General features: G+C 72.0%; 15 protein-coding genes. 8 read left to right on the top strand and 7 right to left on the bottom strand.

Features of this window, described 5'->3' with window-relative positions; genetic code table 11:
* Positions 1-400: 400 nt before the first annotated feature.
* Positions 401-1,222 carry a Fic family protein gene (locus IF83_RS0110670; protein ID WP_030543853.1) on the bottom strand — a complete coding sequence of 274 codons (822 nt, stop codon included), beginning with the start codon at positions 1,220-1,222 and terminating at the stop codon, positions 401-403.
* Positions 1,223-1,334: 112 nt separating this feature from the next.
* Here IF83_RS0110670 and IF83_RS0110665 point away from each other — a divergent pair, with 112 nt between their 5' ends.
* The gene (locus IF83_RS0110665) at positions 1,335-2,321 is read left to right on the top strand and encodes an ATP-binding protein (RefSeq protein WP_030543852.1); all 987 of its coding nucleotides are present in this window, start codon (positions 1,335-1,337) and stop codon (positions 2,319-2,321) included.
* Here IF83_RS0110665 and IF83_RS0110660 read toward each other — a convergent pair.
* Positions 2,302-3,600, bottom strand: a complete 1,299-nt coding sequence (locus IF83_RS0110660) for a polysaccharide deacetylase family protein (protein ID WP_244176965.1) — start codon at positions 3,598-3,600, stop codon at positions 2,302-2,304. The two genes, IF83_RS0110665 and IF83_RS0110660, sit on opposite strands and share 20 nt — an antisense overlap.
* Before the next feature lie 223 nt (positions 3,601-3,823).
* On the opposite strand from IF83_RS0110660, the gene IF83_RS0110655 reads away from it, so the two are divergent.
* The 6 genes from IF83_RS0110655 (at position 3,824) to IF83_RS35630 (ending at position 11,655) form a co-directional block, all read left to right on the top strand.
* Entirely contained in the window at positions 3,824-6,124 is a 2,301-nt protein-coding gene (locus IF83_RS0110655; protein WP_394297315.1) for a SulP family inorganic anion transporter, read from the top strand.
* 90 nt (positions 6,125-6,214) lie between these two features.
* Entirely contained in the window at positions 6,215-8,182 is a 1,968-nt protein-coding gene (gene acs, locus IF83_RS0110650; RefSeq protein WP_030543849.1) for an acetate--CoA ligase, read from the top strand.
* Positions 8,183-8,442: 260 nt separating this feature from the next.
* Complete coding sequence (gene nhaA, locus IF83_RS0110645; RefSeq protein ID WP_244176987.1) at positions 8,443-9,798, top strand: Na+/H+ antiporter NhaA; 1,356 nt, start codon at positions 8,443-8,445, stop codon at positions 9,796-9,798.
* 66 nt (positions 9,799-9,864) lie between these two features.
* Positions 9,865-10,305, top strand: a complete 441-nt coding sequence (locus IF83_RS0110640) for a phage holin family protein (protein ID WP_030543847.1) — start codon at positions 9,865-9,867, stop codon at positions 10,303-10,305.
* Between the two features lie 23 nt (positions 10,306-10,328).
* Entirely contained in the window at positions 10,329-11,255 is a 927-nt protein-coding gene (locus IF83_RS0110635; protein ID WP_030543846.1) for an alpha/beta fold hydrolase, read from the top strand.
* Between the two features lie 181 nt (positions 11,256-11,436).
* Positions 11,437-11,655: a hypothetical protein gene (locus IF83_RS35630; protein ID WP_078843343.1), complete on the top strand. Its 219-nt coding sequence runs from the start codon at positions 11,437-11,439 to the stop codon at positions 11,653-11,655.
* Positions 11,656-11,876: 221 nt separating this feature from the next.
* On the opposite strand, the gene IF83_RS0110630 is transcribed toward IF83_RS35630, so the two are convergent.
* The 3 genes from IF83_RS0110630 to nth are packed head-to-tail and all read right to left on the bottom strand — an operon-like array spanning position 11,877 to position 14,761.
* Complete coding sequence (locus IF83_RS0110630) at positions 11,877-13,076, bottom strand: MarP family serine protease (protein ID WP_030543845.1); 1,200 nt, start codon at positions 13,074-13,076, stop codon at positions 11,877-11,879.
* Between the two features lie 12 nt (positions 13,077-13,088).
* A complete protein-coding gene (locus IF83_RS0110625) occupies positions 13,089-13,871 on the bottom strand; it encodes an NUDIX hydrolase (protein WP_030543844.1) in 783 nt (260 codons plus the stop codon).
* Complete coding sequence (gene nth, locus IF83_RS0110620) at positions 13,868-14,761, bottom strand: endonuclease III (RefSeq protein ID WP_030543843.1); 894 nt, start codon at positions 14,759-14,761, stop codon at positions 13,868-13,870. Before nth ends, IF83_RS0110625 begins: the two co-directional genes overlap by 4 nt.
* Positions 14,762-15,010: 249 nt before the next feature.
* On the opposite strand from nth, the gene IF83_RS0110615 reads away from it, so the two are divergent.
* The gene (locus IF83_RS0110615) at positions 15,011-15,685 is read left to right on the top strand and encodes a Crp/Fnr family transcriptional regulator (protein ID WP_019707551.1); all 675 of its coding nucleotides are present in this window, start codon (positions 15,011-15,013) and stop codon (positions 15,683-15,685) included.
* Between the two features lie 113 nt (positions 15,686-15,798).
* Here IF83_RS0110615 and IF83_RS0110610 read toward each other — a convergent pair whose 3' ends face one another.
* Together IF83_RS0110610 and IF83_RS0110605 are read right to left on the bottom strand one after the other, a co-directional pair.
* Positions 15,799-16,629: an MBL fold metallo-hydrolase gene (locus IF83_RS0110610; protein ID WP_030543842.1), complete on the bottom strand. Its 831-nt coding sequence runs from the start codon at positions 16,627-16,629 to the stop codon at positions 15,799-15,801.
* The gene (locus tag IF83_RS0110605) at positions 16,626-17,591 is read right to left on the bottom strand and encodes an NUDIX hydrolase (protein ID WP_030543841.1); all 966 of its coding nucleotides are present in this window, start codon (positions 17,589-17,591) and stop codon (positions 16,626-16,628) included. Before IF83_RS0110605 ends, IF83_RS0110610 begins: the two co-directional genes overlap by 4 nt.
* Between the last annotated feature and the right edge of the window lie 138 nt (positions 17,592-17,729).

Below are 17,729 nucleotides of genomic sequence, written 5' to 3'. Positions count from 1 at the left end.
TGCCGGACCGGAGGAGTACAAAGGAATTACCGGCCCGCGAGACCGGGGGGGACCTTTCCAAGAGGTCTTCCGCAATTGTCCACGGCCCCACGGACCGCAGCACGGAAGCCGGGCACCCACGCGACGCCGACCCGTCGATTACGGGCCAGTCGCACCAGGTCACGGGCTCAAGGGTCCGTTCTGATGCGTATCACGTGCACGCACTGGTAACCCGGCGGACGTGCCGGCGGCGGTACCGCGAGGTACCGCCGCATTAATGTCCGGCCCGGGGCTGCGGGACAATTTCCGCTCCCCTTCCGGCATTACCGGAAAGCCTCCCCCGCGGATTCCGGATCGTCTTCCGGATCGCCCGGGCACCGGTTCCCCGGTCACACCGCAGCCCGGGTCGGGCCGCGCCAGGTCAGGCCGCGCCCCGCTGAAGAGCCTCGCAGACCGCGGTGCTCTCCCGGGCCCCCAGTTCGACCGCCCGTCCGCAGTGGGCGATCCAGGCCCCCACCCCCTCGGGCGTACCGGAGGCGTATCCGGCGAGCGCCTCGGCGTACGCCTCGGATCCCAGCTCCGCGTACCCGACCTCGGACGGGCACACCGCCTTGGGGTCCAGGCCGCTGCCGATGAGCACGATCCGCTCCGCCGTCCGCGCCACCAGCCCGTTGTACGAGCCGAACGGACGCAGGGCGAGCAGCTCGCCGTGCACGACCGCCGCCGTCACCAGCGCCGGCGCGCCGCCCCCGGCCAGCAGCAGCCCGGCGAGCCCTTCCAGCCGCCCCGCCACCTCGTCCGCCTCCGGCAGCGGCAGCGTCACCAGCGGTTCGTCGACCGCCTCGCCCGCCAGCCGCGGCCGGCCCACCGAATCCTCCGGTGCCATGCCGGAGGCGGCGACGAGATGGAGCCGGGCCAGCACGCGCAGCGGCGACTGCCGCCACACGCCCAGCAACTGCCCCGCCTCCGCGGTCAGCCGCAGCGCCGCGCCCACCACCCGGGGCTCACCCGGGGCGCTGAAGTCCGTGCGCCTGCGGACCTCCTCCAGCGCCCAGTCGGCACCGGCCAGGGCCGCGGAGCCGCGCGCGCCGCGCAGCGCGGCCTCGGAGGTGATCTCGGCACTCCGGCGGCGCATCACCCGGTGGCCGTAGACCCGGTCCACGGCCTTCCGTACGGAGTCCACGGAGTCGGCCACGCCCGGGAGGGCGCCGAGAGCGGCGAGCGGATCGGCATTCGTACGCATGGGAACGACCCTACGCACTCGGAGGCCGGCACTCCCGATGCGCTCCCGTTGGAGTGGTCTTGTTCACTGACACCCCTCACCCACTGTGCGCGACCGACTACGCTCGATGAACATGAAGATCGCTTTCGTTGGGAAGGGCGGCAGCGGCAAGACGACGCTGTCCTCCCTCTTCATCCGCCGGCTGGCCGCCGCCCGGATCCCGGTGCTCGCCGTGGACGCCGACATCAACCAGCACCTCGGAGCCGCCCTCGGCCTCGATGACGAGGAGGCCGCCGCGCTGCCGGCCATGGGGAGCCGGCTGCCGCTGATCAAGGACTGGCTGCGGGGCACCAATCCGCGCATCGGCTCGGCCGAGACCATGATCAAGACGACCCCGCCGGGCACGGGCTCACGACTGCTGCGGCTGTCCGAGGACAACCCCGTCTTCGCCGCCTGCGCCCGCCGGGTCGGGCTCGACGACGGTGAGGTCCGGCTGATGGCCACCGGCCCGTTCACCGACGCCGACCTGGGCGTGGCCTGCTACCACTCGAAGACCGGGGCGGTCGAACTCTGCCTCAACCACCTGGTGGACGGCCGGCAGGAGTACGTGGTCGTCGACATGACGGCCGGCTCCGACTCCTTCGCCTCGGGAATGTTCACCCGTTTCGACATGACGTTCCTGGTCGCCGAGCCGACCCGCAAGGGCGTGGCCGTCTACCGCCAGTACAAGGAGTACGCCCGCGACTTCGGCGTCGCGCTGCGCGTGGTCGGCAACAAGGTGCAGGGCCCCGAGGACCTGGCCTTCCTCCGGGAGGAGACGGGGGACGACCTGCTGACCGCCTTCGGACACTCGGGCTGGGTCCGCGCCATGGAGAAGGGCCGGCCGCCCCGCTTCGGTTCGCTGGAGGAGGCCAACCGGGAGGCCCTGCGGATGCTGCACGAGGCCGCGGACAGCTCGTACGAGCAGCGCGACTGGCGGCGTTACACCCGCCAGATGGTCCATTTCCACCTGCGGAACGCGGAGAGCTGGGGCAACGCGCGGACGGGCACCGATCTGGCCGCCCAGGTGGATCCCGGATTCGTCCTGGACGAGCAGACGGTCACTCCGCAGCCCGTCTGACCGGGGGCGGACCACCGGCCGGCCGCGCCGGTCCGGCCGGTTCCGCGGGGCCACGGGGCTCCGCGGGCCGGCCGGACCCGGCGGGCGGGCCGCCGAGAAAGGCCGTCCAGCCCTGCCGCGGCCGCTGCCCGACCCCCAGGGTGCGGAGCTTCGCCAGCACCCCGGGATCCTGGACGTCCAGCCAGTCCGCCAGCTGTCTGAACGTCACGCAGTGCACGTCCTTCTTCGGGCAGATCCGCTTGATGGCCTCCTCAACGGCGCGCATATAGGCGCCGCCGTTCCAGGCTTCGAAGTGATTGCCGATGAAGAAGGGCGCCCGGTTCCCGTCGTAGGCGCGCTGGAACCCCTGCAGGAGCCCGTCGCGCATCTGGCGGCTCCAGGCGGCGTGCTGTGACGGGTCGCCACGGACCGTGCCGGACTGATTGGCCAGGAAGTTGTAGTCCATCGAGAGGGTTTCGAAACCGCGTCCCGGCATGGGGATCTGCTGGAGCGGGAAGTCCCAGAGACCGCCCTTCTTCGACGGCCAGACCTGCAGGCCGCCGGGTGAACTGGCGTCGTAGCGGAAGCCCTTGGCCTTCGCCGCCGGCAGCAGGCTCCGCTGTCCCTCCAGGCAGGGGGCGCGGCCGCCGACGAGTTCCCGGTCGTAGTCGAAGGGCAGCGGCGGCGCGCCGTCGAGCCCGGCGTGCGTCTTCCAGCTCTTGACGAGCGCCTCGGCCTGCTCGATCTCGCTGCGCCACTCGTCCGTGGTCCAGGTTCCGACGCCGCCGTTCGGGCCGCAGAAGTGCCCGTTGAAGTGCGTGCCGATCTCGTTGCCCTCCTGCCAGGCCCCGCGGATCTGTTCCAGGGTGGCCCTGATCCCCCCGATGTCGTTGAAGCCGATGTCCGACGAGCCGGGAGCGTGCCGCGGCGGCTTGTAGACCTCGCGCCGCGCATGCGGAAGGACGTAGACGCCGCTCAGGAAGTAGGTCATCTTCGCGTCGTACTCCCGGCCGATCCGGCGGAAGTGGGAGAAGAGCTTCTGGCCGTCCTCACCGGCCCCGTCCCAGGAGAAGACCACGAATTGGGGCGGGCGTCGGCCGGCTTCCAGCCGCCTCGGGGACGGCTGGTTCGGCTGGCGGCCCGTGAAGGCCGTCGATCCGTCACCGATCAGCCTGACCGGGCCCGAGACCGCTCCGTGCTCCGCGGACCCTTGCCGGGCGTCGTCCGATTCCCGCTCCCCGGTGGCGGAACAGCCGGTGACCGCGAGCGCCAGAACTGTGGCGACGGTCCCTGTGGTCATTCTCCGCGGGGTGGCCATCGGCCCACCTTCTTTCCTCCGCCTCGTGCGCTGCCGACACAGCGCGGCCCAAAGTCGCATGGGAGGAGAAACGGTTCAGTCCGACAAGCCGATAAACATACATATTCACTCCATTGAGTCAATCAACGGACGATTTGTTCGGTATGGCCCGAGGAGTTCTTTACTCTGCATTACGGTTCATTTACCAAGAGTTGGCATACCGCGCATCGGCAGAGCCCAGGAGGCCGCCCCCGTGACCCCCTGCACCCCGCCCCGGGCCGGCGATCTCGCCGCCTCCGTGACCGTCTTCCTGATCGCCGTTCCGATGTCCCTCGGCCTCGCCGTGGCCATCGGGGCACCCCTGCAGGCGGGCCTGATCGCCACCGCCGTCGGCGGCATTCTCGGTGGGCTGCTCGGCGGTTCCTCGTTGCAGGTCACCGGAGCCTCCACCGGACTCACCGTCGTCACCGCCGAGTTGATCCAGGTCTACGGCTGGCCGGCCACCTGCGGCATCACCGTCCTCGCCGGTCTGCTGCAACTCGCCCTGGGGCGGCTCCGGGTGGCCCGTGCGGTGCTCGCCGTCAGCCCCGCCATCGTGCACGGCACCCTTGCCGGCATCGGCGTCACCATCGCCCTCGGCCAGCTGCACGTGGTCTTCGGCAGCGAGCCGCACAGCACGGTCTTCGGCAATCTCCGCGCCCTCCCCGGCGAACTGGCCGGGGCTCCGCCCGCCGCGCTCGCCGTCGGTGTTCTCACCGTGGCCGTTCTCATCGGCTGGCCGCGGCTGCCGGGCCGCGCGGGGAGGCTGCTCCGCCGCCTGCCCGCGGCGCTGGCCTCCGTCGCCGTCGCCACCCTCGTGACCGTGGCGGCAGCGCCGGAGCTGGAGCGCGTCGATCTGCCCTCCTGGCGGGCCCACATCCTGCCGGAGGCACCGGACGGCCCCCTGCTGGGCCTGCTCGCCGCGGTCGTCACCGTCGCGCTCGTCGGCGCCCTGGAGTCGCTGCTCTCCGCGGTCGCCGTCGACCGGCTGGCCCGCGACCGCCCGGCGGCCGCCGTACCGCCCCAGACCGACCTGGACCGCGAGCTGCGCGGGCAGGGAGCGGCGAACGCCGTCTCCGGACTGCTGGGCGGGCTGCCGGTGTCCGGTGGCGCGATGCGGGGTTCGGCCAACGTACGCGCCGGCGCCTGCGGCCGCTGGTCCACCGTGCTGCACGGGATCTGGGTGCTGCTGGCCGCAGGGCTGCTGGCCTCGGCCCTGGAACAGATCCCGCTGGCCGCGCTCGGCGCACTCGTGGCCATGGTGGGCGTGCAAATGGTGAGCTACGCCCACATCCGCAACGTCCACCGGCACCGCGAGTTCCCCGTGTACGCGGCGACGACCACGGGTGTGGTGCTGGTCGGCGTACTGGAGGGGGTCCTGCTGGGTGTCGCCGCAGCCCTGGCCGTCTCCCTGCACCGGCTCGCCCGGACCCGCATCTCCGTGGCCGAGTCCCAAGGTGTCCACCGGGTCCGGGCGCACGGTCAGTTGACGTTCCTGGCGGTCCCCCGGCTGAGCCGCGCCCTGGGCCAGGTGCCGCGCGGAGCCACCGCGCTCGTCGAACTGGACGGCTCCTTCATGGACCACGCCGCCTACGAGACCCTGCAGCACTGGCGCGAGACACATGTCGCGCGGGGCGGACGGGTTGCCGTGACGGGCCGGGCGGGGCAGGACATCTGCGAGCCCTCCTCCGGGCACGGCTGCAGACCATGGACCCCTTGGCGCAACCACCAGTGCGTGCAGGGCGGGGTCCGCGAGCCGGTGCCGCGCGGGGAACGGCGGCCGACGGCCGGCAGCGCCCAGCTCACGGGCGGGCTCCGGGCCTTCCAGCGGAACACCGCGCCCCTGGTCCGCGAGGAACTGGCGCGGCTGGCGCGAGAGGGCCAGCGGCCGTCCCAGCTTTTCCTGGCCTGCGCCGACTCCCGGCTCGTCACGAGCATGATCACGTCCAGTGGGCCGGGCGACCTCTTCACCGTCCGCAACGTCGGCAATTTCGTGCCGCCCCCGGGCGCGGACTCCGCCGACGACTCCGTGGCGGCGGCCATCGAGTACGCGGTCGAGATCCTGGAAGTGAGCAGTATCACTGTCTGCGGCCACTCCGGATGCGGTGCCATGCAGGCCCTGCTGGAGTCCCCGCCGGGGGCCCTCGGTACCCCGCTGGGCCGCTGGCTGCGCCACGGTGTCCCCAGCCTGGAACGCCTGCACACCGGGGAGCAGGAGCCGGCGATCTCCGGCAGACCCGTCGGCGACTCAGTTGAGCGGCTCTGTATCACAAATGTGATCCAGCAGCTGGAGCATCTGTCGGCCCACCCCTCGGTGGCCCGGCGGGTGACCGAGGGCACCCTCACCCTGCACGGAATGTACTTCCATGTGGCCGAAGCACAGGCGTACTTGCTCAGCAACCAGGGCAAAAGCTTCGCACCGGTGCAGCCGGAGGTCTGGTCCACCGGGGCCGGAGAGTCGGCGGAATCTCCACCTCTGCAGGTTTAGACCTCTTGTAGCAAGCTCTTGTCAGGTCCGGTATTGGCCTGATGTGCTAACGCCGGGACCACAGCGGACACCCATGGAATGGGAGTAGTCGTGAGCAATGAAAGCCTGGCCAACCTGCTGAAAGAAGAGCGGCGGTTCGAACCGCCGGCCGACTTGGCAGCGGCCGCCAATGTCACCGCCGAGGCATATGAACAAGCCAAGGCCGACCGGCTGGGCTTCTGGGCCGAGCAGGCCCGTCAGCTGACCTGGGCGACCGAGCCGACCCAGACCCTCGACTGGAGCAACCCGCCGTTCGCGAAGTGGTTCGCCGACGGCAAGATCAACGTTGCCTACAACTGCGTGGACCGGCACGTGGAGGCCGGCAACGGCGACCGCGTCGCCATTCACTTCGAGGGCGAGCCCGGCGACACCCGCGCCATCACCTACGCCGAGCTGCAGCGCGAGGTCTCCAAGGCCGCCAACGCCCTGACCGAGCTGGGCGTCCAGGCGGGCGACCGGGTCGCGATCTACCTGCCGATGATCCCCGAGGCGGTGTTCGCGATGCTGGCCTGCGCCCGCATCGGCGCCCCGCACTCCCTGGTCTTCGGCGGCTTCTCCGCCGACGCGCTGGCGACCCGGATCGAGGACGCCGACGCCCGGATCGTCATCACCTCGGACGGCGGTTACCGGCGCGGCAAGCCCTCCGCCCTCAAGCCGGCGGTCGACGAGGCCCTGACCCGCCCCGGCACGGAGAACGTCCGCAACGTCCTCGTCGTCCGGCGCACCGGTGAGGACACCGCCTGGACCGACGGCCGCGACGTGTGGTGGCACGAGCTGGTGGACCGCCAGTCCGACCAGCACACCCCCGAGGCCTTCGACGCCGAGCACCCGCTGTTCATCCTCTACACCTCGGGTACGACGGGTAAGCCGAAGGGCATCCTGCACACCACCGGCGGCTACCTCACCCAGGTCGCCTACACCCACCGGGCCGTCTTCGACCTCAAGCCGGAGACGGACGTCTACTGGTGCACCGCCGACGTCGGCTGGGTGACGGGCCACTCCTACATCGTCTACGGCCCGCTGGCCAACGGCGCGACCGAGGTCCTCTACGAGGGCACCCCGGACACCCCGCACCAGGGCCGCTGGTGGGAGATCGTCCAGAAGTACGGCGTCACGATCCTCTACACCGCGCCGACCGCGATCCGTGCCTGCATGAAGTGGGGTGACGACATCCCGGCCAAGTTCGACCTGTCGTCGCTGCGCATCCTCGGCTCCGTGGGTGAACCCATCAACCCCGAGGCCTGGATCTGGTACCGCAAGAACATCGGCGGCGACCGCACCCCGGTCGTGGACACCTGGTGGCAGACCGAGACCGGCGCCATCATGATCAGCCCGCTCCCGGGTGTCACGGCCACCAAGCCTGGCTCGGCCCAGATCCCGCTGCCGGGCATCTCCGCGACCGTCGTCGACGACGAGGCCAAGGAGGTCCCGAACGGCGGTGGCGGCTACCTCGTCCTGACCGAGCCGTGGCCCTCGATGCTCCGCACGATCTGGGGTGACGACCAGCGCTACCTCGACACCTACTGGTCCCGCTTCGAGAATCGTTACTTCGCGGGCGACGGCGCCAAGAAGGACGACGACGGCGACATCTGGCTGCTCGGCCGGGTCGACGACGTCATGCTGGTCTCCGGCCACAACATCTCGACCACCGAGGTGGAGTCGGCGCTCGTCTCGCACCCCAAGGTCGCCGAGGCCGCCGTCGTCGGTGCCACGGACCCGCAGACGACGCAGGCCATCGTCGCCTTCGTCATCGTGCGCGGCAATGTGGACAGCGAGGAGGAGGGACTGGTCGAGGAGCTCCGCGCCCACGTCGCGAAGCACCTCGGTCCGATCGCCAAGCCCAAGCGCATCCTGCCCGTCGCGGAGCTGCCCAAGACCCGCTCCGGCAAGATCATGCGGCGGCTGCTGCGTGACGTGGCCGAGAACCGGGCCCTGGGTGACGTCACGACCCTCACCGACTCCTCGGTGATGGACCTCATCCAGAGCAGGCTGCCCGGCGCCGCCTCCAGCGAGGACTGACCGCCCCCGGGCACCAGTCCTTACCGGTCCTGACCGGCCAGGAGCCGGGAGGAGCCGTCGGCCACGACGGTTCCTCCCGGCTCTCCCGGGTAGGGTGAAGAACACAGCAGTCATTCGATAGTCATCATGGTGCGCCGGGAAGTCTGGTCGGCAACCACCGAGCCATGCCCACACAGCGCGGCTTCGGCTGGTCTCCACGTCACCGACCGGAGGGTTCCTTTCCCGTGGCAACGCCCCAGCGCCCCAAGTTCCTCGGCCGCATGTCTCTACCGGAGCGCAATTTCGTCGCCGACGCGCTGCGAACCGAGACGGTCGGCGGTGTGCTGCTGCTCGCGGCCGCGATCGTCGCCCTGGTCATGGCGAACACGCCGCTGAGCGACTTCTACCAGAGCGTCCGGGACTTCACCCTCGGCCCGGCCTCTCTCCATCTGGACCTCTCGATCGGCGACTGGGCCAAGGACGGCCTCCTCACGATCTTCTTCTTCGTGGCCGGTATCGAGCTCAAGCGAGAACTGGTCGCCGGCGAGCTGCGGGACCCGAGAGCGGCGGCCCTGCCCGTCGTCGCGGCGCTGTGCGGCATGATCGTTCCCGCTCTCGTCTACATCGCCACCACCTCCGGCATGGGCGGCAGCCTCGACGGCTGGGCGGTGCCCACGGCCACCGACATCGCCTTCGCCCTCGCCGTCCTCGCGGTGCTCGGTACCTCGCTGCCCGCCTCGATGCGGGCGTTCCTGCTGACCCTGGCGGTCGTCGACGACCTCGGCGCGATCCTCATCATCGCCCTCTTCTTCACCACCGACATCAGCCTCCCCGCCCTGGGGCTCTCGCTGGCCGGGCTGGCCCTCTTCTGGTTCCTGCACCGCAAGGGTGTCCGCGGCTGGTACGTCTACGTCCCGCTGGCCGTGGTGATCTGGGCGCTGATGCACGCCAGCGGCGTGCACGCCACGGTCGCCGGTGTCGCGATGGGCCTGCTGCTGCGCTGCACCGTCCGCGACGACGAGAGCCACTCGCCCGCCGAGCACATCGAGCATCTGGTCCGCCCGCTCTCGGCCGGCGTCGCCGTGCCGCTGTTCGCTCTCTTCGCGGCTGGTGTCTCCGTGTCCGGCGGGGCCCTCGGCGACGTCTTCACCACACCCGAGCCGCTCGGCGTGGTCCTCGGGCTCTTCCTCGGCAAGGTCGTCGGCATCTTCGGCGGTTCCTGGCTGGCCGTCCGCTTCACCCGGGCCGAGCTCAACGACGAGCTGGCCTGGGCCGACATCTTCGCGGTCTCCTCCCTCGCGGGCATCGGCTTCACCGTCTCCCTGCTCATCGGCGAGCTGGCCTTCACCGAGGATCCCGCGCTCGCGGACGAGGTGAAGGCCGCGGTCCTCATCGGCTCCCTGATCTCCGCGGTCGCCGCGGGCGTCCTCCTCAAACTGCGCAACAACAAGTACCGGCGGCTGTACGAGGAGGAGAACCTCGACGAGGACGAGTCCGGCATCCCGGATGTCTACGAGAGGAACGACCCCGCGTACCACCTCCGCATGGCGGCGATCCACGAAAAAAAAGCCGCCGAACACCGGAGGCTGGCGGAAGTCGCCGCTACGGAACGCGCGACCGGCGGTGATCCGGCATGATCTGGGGCAACCGACCGGTAGATCCCGCCAGGGAGTGCCAGCAGACCGGAATTGAGGGATGAAGCGATGAGTCCAGTCGAACAGGACGGCGACCGCAGCCTCGGACAGCTGATGGCCACGGCGACCACCGAGCTGTCCGCACTCGTGCATGACGAGATCGCCCTGGCCAAGGCGGAGCTGCGGCAGGACGCGAAGCGCGCGGGCATCGGCGGCTTCGCCGTCACCACCGCCGGGGTGCTGGCCCTCTTCTCCCTGCCCGTACTGAGCTTCGCCGCGGCCTACGGCATCCACAACCTCGGGCTCGGCCTGGCCTGGTCCTTCCTCATCGTGGGCAGCGCCTATCTGCTGCTGGCCGCGCTCCTGGGCGTCTTCGCCGTCGCCAAGTTCAAGAAGGTGAAGAAGCCGGAGAAGAGCATGGCCTCCGCCCGGGAGACGGCGGCCGTGCTCGGCAACGCCAAACCGCACCCGCGTCCCCGGGCGACCGTTCCGGCCGAACCCGCCCCGTAGCGGGAGTGTGGCACGCTCTCCGCATGACCTCGCCCGAAACCTCCGCCACGGCCGTCAGGATCGACGGTCCCTGGACCCACCGGGACGTCGCCGCCAACGGCGCCCGCTTCCACATCGCCGAGGCCGGTGACGGGCCGCTGGTCCTGCTGCTCCACGGCTTCCCGGAGTTCTGGTGGGCCTGGCGGCACCAGCTGACCGCCCTCGCCGGCGCGGGCTTCCGGGCCGTCGCCATGGACCTGCGCGGCGTGGGCGGCAGCGACCGCACCCCGCGGGGCTACGATCCGGCCAACCTCGCCCTCGACGTCACCGGGGTGATCCGCTCCCTCGGCGAGCCGGACGCCGCCCTCGTCGGCCACGGCCTCGGTGGCTACCTGGCCTGGACCGCGGCGGTGATGCGCCCCAAGCTGGTGCGCCGGCTCGCGGTCACCTCCATGCCGCATCCGCGCCGCTGGCGCTCGGCGATGCTCACGGACGTCCGGCAGACCCGGGCCGGTTCGTATGTCTGGGGTTTCCAGCGCCCCTGGCTGCCGGAGCGGCACCTGCTCGCCGACGACGCCGCCCTGGTGGGCCGGCTGATCCGCGAGTGGTCGGGCCCGCGGCTGCCGGAGGACGAGACGGTGGAGACCTACCGCCGGGCCATGTCCATCCCCTCGACGGCGCATTGCTCGATCGAGCCGTACCGGTGGCTGGTGCGTTCGATGGCCCGCCCCGACGGCATCCAGTTCAACCGCCGGATGAAGCGCCCCGTGCGGGTCCCGACGCTGCATCTGCACGGGTCGCTCGACCCGGTGATGCGGACCCGGAGCGCGGCCGGTTCCGGCGAGTATGTCGAAGCGCCGTACCGCTGGCGGCTGTTCGACGGTCTCGGGCACTTCCCGCACGAGGAGGATCCGGCGGCCTTCTCCCATGAGCTGATCAGCTGGCTCAAGGACCCGGAACCGGACCGGTAGGCCCGACGCCGCCGGCGGTCCGGGCGGCGGGTGCCGGGGGACGGTCCGGGGGCGGCGTCCGACGGCCCGTGACCGGTGGTTCAGCGCGCGAAGGGGCCGGGATGGCCAATTGCCCGGCGCATAGGCCAAATGGCCCACTCCCGGGCGGTTACCGACCACCGCTCCCGGGAAGGCCCCCGGTATGGGTTGGACGCACGACTACCGTGACGTATCTCGTGATCACCGCGCCGCCATCGTGCGGAACACCCCTCAGGGGGTGGTCTCCCCCGGGTCCTCCGGGAAACGGGCCCAAAACCCGTCCGTGGCCTTCGATGTGGAGCCCCCGGGTCTCGGTATCCCGCACATTCTCCGCCGCCGCGCCCGCTGGGTGTCGGCGCGTCTGCGCCATCCGCGCGACTGATCACCGACCGCTGACCACGACCGGCCGGCCGGCCGCCGGATCCCCGGGACAACCGCGTCCCGCGGCGGCCCGGTGCCGGGCGGCGCAGCACAGCGCAGCACCACCGTCCGTACGCATCCGACGCCGCCCCGGCCCCACAGGACCGGGGCGGCCCTCATGCGTGCGGCCCGTGCGGCCCGTCCGGCCTGCGCGGCCGGCCAAGGGCGCCCCGGGCCCTGTCGCTACAGGGCGCAGCCCTGACTGTCCACGGTCTGCTCGGCCGTGCGTCCGCGCCGGATGTCCTCGCGCACCTCGTCGACCGTGAGCGCGTAGCCGGTGTCCTCGTCGTCGAGGGACTTGGCGAAGATGACGCCGGAGACCCGGCCGTCGGCGGTCAGCAGCGGACCGCCGGAGTTGCCCTGGCGGACCAGTGTGAAGAGGGAGTAGACGTCGCGGCTCACGGTGCCCCGGTGGTATATGTCCGGGCCGTCCGCCTGTATGCGGCTGCGGACGCGCGCCGCCCGTACGTCGAAGCCGCCGTTCTCCGGGAAGCCGGCGACGATCGCGTCGTCCCCGCGTTCGGCGTCCTGCTCGGCGAACTCCAGTGCGGGCGCCTCCAGTCCGGGGACGTTGAGCACGGCTATGTCGCGCTCCCAGTCGTAGAGCACGACCGTGGCGTCGTACAGCCGGCCCTCGCCGCCGATCTGCACGGTCGGCTCGTCCACACCGCCGACGACATGGGCGTTCGTCATGACGCGGTTCGGCGCGAAGACAAAGCCGGTGCCCTCCAGGACCTTGCTGCAACTGTCCGCGGTGCCCAGCACCTTGACGATGCTGCGCTGCGCGCGGGCGACGACCGGGCTGTTCGCCAGCTTCGGGTCGGGCGGCTCCACGGAGGTGATGGGTTCATTGGAGAACGGGCTGAAGACCTGCGGGAAGCCGTTCTGCGCCAGGACGGACCCGAACTCCGAGAACCAGCTGTCGGCCGCGTCCGGAATGACCTGCTCGACGCCGAGCAGCACCTTGGAGTTGCGCACCTCCTTGCCCACGGGCGGGAGGGCTATCCCGGCCAGCGCCGAGCCGATCAGCCAGGCGACCAGCAGCATGGCGACGACGTTGACCAGCGCGCCGCCCGTCGCGTCCAGAGCGCGCGCCGGGGACCAGGTGATGTGCCGGCGCAGCTTGTTGCCGAGGTGCGTGGTGAAGGCCTGGCCGACGGAGGCGCAGACGATCACGATGATGACGGCCACGACCACGGCCGCGGTGCCCGGAGGAGAGCGGTCGGTGAGCTGGTCCCAGATCACCGGCAGCAGATAGACGGCGATGAGACCGCCGCCGAGGAAGCCGATCACCGAGAGGATGCCGACCACGAAACCTTGGCGGTAGCCCACGACCGCGAACCACACGGCGGCGAGCAGCAGCAGGACGTCCAGCACATTCACCGGGACACCGTCTCACGCGCTCCAGTCGAGCGGCACGTGCCTGCCGCGGTCCCAGGGCCGCTCCCAGCCCGCGTGGTGCAGGAGCCGGTCGATCACGCCGGCCGTGAATCCCCACACCAGCGCGTCTCCGACCAGGAACGCGGGGCCGCGGTAGCCGCTGGGGTGGACGGTGGTGGCCCGGTTGCCGGGGTCCGTGAGATGCGCCACGGGGACGGTGAAGACCCGTGCCGTCTCCGCCGGGTCGACGGGCGCGACGGGCGTCGGCTCGCGCCACCAGCCGAGCACGGGAGTCACCACGAAGCCGCTCACGGGGATGTAGAGCCGGGGCAGGACGCCGAAGAGCTGCACACCGGCCGGGTCGAGGCCGGTCTCCTCCTCGGCCTCCCGCAGTGCGGCGCGCAGCGGACCGTCGGTCTGCGGATCGCCGTCCTCCGGGTCGAGTGCCCCGCCGGGGAACGACGGCTGCCCGGCGTGGGCGCGGAGGGTGCTGGCGCGCTCGATGAGCAGCAGCTCCGGCTCCTTCCGGCCGCCCTCGCCGCCGCGGCCGTCACCGGCTCCACCGCCACCGCCACTGCCACCGCCGTCGCCGTCGCCGTCGCCGTCGCCGTCGCCGAACAGGATCAGCACGGCGGACTGCCGGCCGGCGCCGGACTCCGGCGGCAGGAACCGGCTGAGCTGGCGCGGCTGGACGGTGCGGGCCGCGTGCGCCACCGGATCCAGCCAGCGGGGCAGCCCTTCGGCGGTGACGGTGATGTCGTCCCGGCGGGCCTGGCGGGGGTTCGCGGAGCTCGTCACTCCGCCCCCAGCGGCGGCGCGGGCTTGCCGGGGTAGTCGGCGGGCGGGCTGAGCCGCTGGCCCGGCTGCCCGCCCATCTCGTACTTGAGCAGCTTCTTCGCCTTCTCCGGGTCCGTCTCGCCCTCGCCGTACGCCGGGCAGAGCGGGGCGATGGGGCAGGCTCCGCAGGCGGGCTTGCGGGCGTGGCAGATGCGGCGGCCGTGGAAGACGATCCGGTGCGAGAGCATCGTCCACTCGCTCTTCGGGAAGAGGGCGGCGATCTCGGCCTCGACCTTCTCCGGGTCCTCCTGCTCCGTCCATTTCCAGCGGCGCACCAGCCGCCCGAAGTGGGTGTCGACCGTGATCCCCGGCACACCGAAGGCGTTGCCCAGCACCACATTGGCCGTCTTGCGGCCGACGCCGGGGAGGGTGACCAGATCCTCCAACCGGCCCGGCACCTCGCCGCCGAAGCGGTCCCGCAGCGCGGCGGAGAGGCCCAGCAGCGACTTGGCCTTGGACCGGAAGAAGCCGGTGGGCCGGATGATCTGCTCCAGCTCCTCGGGGTGGGCGGCCGCCATCTCCTCCGGGGTGGGGTAGGCGGCGAAGAGGCCGGGCGTGGTCTGGTTCACCCGGAGGTCGGTGGTTTGGGCGGAGAGGACCGTGGCCACCAGCAGTTCGAAGGGATTGCGGAAGTCCAGCTCGGGGTGGGCGTACGGGTAGACCTCCGCGAGTTCGCGGTTGATCCGCCGCGCCCTGCGGACCAGCGCCAGCCGCGACTCGGGCTTGGCGGCCTTGGTGGGCTTGGCGGTCTTGGCCGGCTCGGCGGACGTGCCCGCCCGCGCCGCCCCGCCCGCCTTGGCGCCCTTCGCCTGCGCGGCTTTCCGTGCTCTCCCGGGCTCGCGTTCGCCCACAGCGGAATCAGGCGCCTCAGTCACCCGTCCGGCCCCCTTATCCTGTGCTCTCAAAGGCGTATTGGATACCCGGCCAGCCTAAGGCCAGGCACCGTCATCCGCCCCGGCCGCAAAGAATCACCCCCCAATCGGCCCCCTGCCGTATGGCTCGCGGCGGCGATGCGCCACACTTGTGTTTGATCACACAGTTATGCCGTCCGGCATCATGGGGATCAAGGTCCTCTGGGCATGTCGACAAGGAGAGATCTCGTGGACGACGTTCTGCGGCGCGCCCCGCTTTTCGCGGCGCTCGATGACGAGCAGGCCGCTGAGCTGCGCGCCTCGATGGCCGAGGCCACCCTTGCGCGAGGCGAGGCCCTGTTCCACGAGGGCGACCCGGGAGACCGCCTGTATGTGGTGACCGAGGGCAAGGTGAAGCTGCACCGCACCTCTCCCGACGGCCGCGAGAACATGCTCGCCGTGCTCGGCCCCGGTGAACTCATCGGTGAGCTGTCGCTCTTCGACCCGGGCCCGCGGACGGCCACGGCCACCGCCCTCACCGAGGTCAAGCTGCTCGGCCTCGGCCACGGCGACCTGCAGCCCTGGCTCAACGCCCGGCCCGAGGTGTCGACCGCGCTGCTCCGCGCCATCGCGCGGCGGCTGCGCCGGACCAACGACACCATGTCCGACCTGGTCTTCTCCGATGTCCCGGGCCGCGTGGCCAAGGCACTGCTGGACCTCTCCCGCCGCTTCGGCGTGCAGTCCGAGGAGGGCATCCACGTGGTGCACGACCTGACGCAGGAGGAGCTGGCCCAGCTGGTCGGCGCCTCCCGCGAGACGGTCAACAAGGCGCTCGCCGACTTCGCCGGCCGCGGCTGGCTGCGGCTGGAGGCGCGCGCGGTGATCCTGCTGGACGTCGAGCGGCTCGCGAAGCGCTCCCGCTGACACCCGGCGCTCGCGCGCCTCTTGCGCACCGCGCCCCCCCCGCTCACCCACGGGCCCCCGCCGCGGGACTCCGGACAGGTCCGGATGTCCCCGCCGGGGGCCCGTGCGCTTCCTCAGACCAGTCCGTGCTCCCGCAGATAGTCCAGCTGCGCCCGCACCGACAGCTCGGCGGCCGGCCACAGCGTGCGGTCGACGTCGGCGTACACATGGGCCACGACGTCCGGGGCCGACCGGTGGCCGGCCTCGACCGCGGTCTCGACCTGCGCCAGCCGACTGGCCCGGTGGGCGAGATAGAACTCCAGGGCGCCCCGGGCGTCGTCGAGCACCGGCCCGTGGCCGGGCAGCACGGTGTCCACCCCGTCGTCGACGGTCAGCGACCGCAGCCGCCGCAGCGAGTCCAGGTACTCCCCCAGCCGCCCGTCCGGGTGCGCGACCATCGTCGTGCCCCGGCCGAGCACCGTGTCGCCGGTGAGGACGGCCGCGTCGGCCGGCAGGTGGAAGGAGAGGGAGTCGGAGGTGTGCCCGGGGGTGGGGACGACCCGCAGTTCCAGACCTCCGGTGGTGACGACGTCCCCGGCGCCCAGCCCTTCGTCCCCGAGGCGCAGGGCGGGGTCCAGGGCCCGCACCTTCGATCCGGTCAGCGCGGCGAAGCGCGCCGCCCCCTCCGCGTGGTCGGCGTGCCCGTGGGTGAGGAGGGTCAGCGCGATCCGCTTGCCGGCGCGCTCGGCCGTCGCCGCGACCTCGGCGAGGTGGGAGTCGTGCAACGGTCCCGGGTCGATGACGACGGCGAGGTCCGAGTCCGGTTCGGAGACGATCCAGGTGTTGGTGCCGTCCAGCGTCATCGGTGAGGGGTTGGGGGCCAGGACGCAGTGGGTCCGCTCCGTGGCGGGCCCGGAGACGACCTGCCCGCGGGGCTGTCCGGGCAGTGCGGCCGCGTCCGTCATGCGCCCGCTCCCTCGGCCGGGGCGGACGGGGCCGGGGACGGAGCGGGAGACGAAGCCGGGGCCGGCCGGGGGGAAGCGGCCGGGGCGGGCGACGGCGCTCCGGGTCCGCCCGGGATGCGGGTGGTGAACTCGTCGTTCCCCGGCCAGCTCAGCACGATGCCGTCGTCCCGTACCTCCGCCACGGCCAGGACGGGCGTCAGCTCGCGGTCCGCGGCCGCGGCGAGCACCTCGGCGGCCGAGCCGTACGGCTGGAGGCGGCGCAGCGTGGCGATGGTCGGCGGCATCATCGTCAGCTCGCCCCGGTCGTGTCCGGCGGCGGCCTCGGCGGGACGGATCCAGAGCGTGCGGTCCGCCTCGGTGGAGACGTCGCGGGTGCGCTGGCCGCGCGGCATGGCCGCGGCGAAGAACCAGGTGTCGTAGCGCCGGGGTTCGAACTCCGGGGTGATCCAGCGGTCCCAGGGCGCCAGCAGGTCGCTGCGGAGCAGCAGCCCGCGCCGGGAGAGGAAGTCGGCGAAGGAGAGATCGCGGGCGACGAGCGCGGCCCGGTCCACCTCCCAGTCCTCGCCCGTGGTGTCCTCGACGACCGTGCCGGGGCTCGATCCGGCGAGGAGCACCCCGGCCTCCTCGAAGGTCTCCCGGACGGCCGCACAGACGATGGCCTGGGCCCCGGCCTCGTCGGTGCCGAGCCACCGCGCCCAGTCCGAGCGGGAGGGGCCGGCCCAGCCGACGGGGCGCTCGTCCCGGACGTCCACGCCGCCACCCGGGTAGGCGTACACGCCTCCGGCGAACGCCATGGACGTACGCCGGCGGAGCATGTGGACCTCGGGCCCGGCGGTGCTGTCCCGCAGCAGCAGGACGGTCGCGGCGCGGCGCGGGGTCACGGCGGTGAGCTCACCGCTCGCCAGGGCCCGGATGCGTTCGGGCCACTCGGGCGGGTACCACTGGCCATTCGTTGCGGACATGGCCGGATGCTATGCGTTTCCGCCCTGATGTTCGAGGGCTGACCAGGCACGGAAGGCGCGGAAGGGCCGGCGGCGGCCGGACGGGGCACGGCCCGCCGCGCGCCCGCCGGCCCGGCCCCGGCATCCCGCGGCCCGCGC

This window comes from Streptomyces albus subsp. albus (genome assembly GCF_000719865.1).
In the GTDB taxonomy this organism is placed as follows: Bacteria; Actinomycetota; Actinomycetes; order Streptomycetales; family Streptomycetaceae; genus Streptomyces; species Streptomyces albus_E.
Note: the sequence above shows the minus strand (reverse complement) of the source record. Positions and strands in the feature narration are given on the sequence as shown.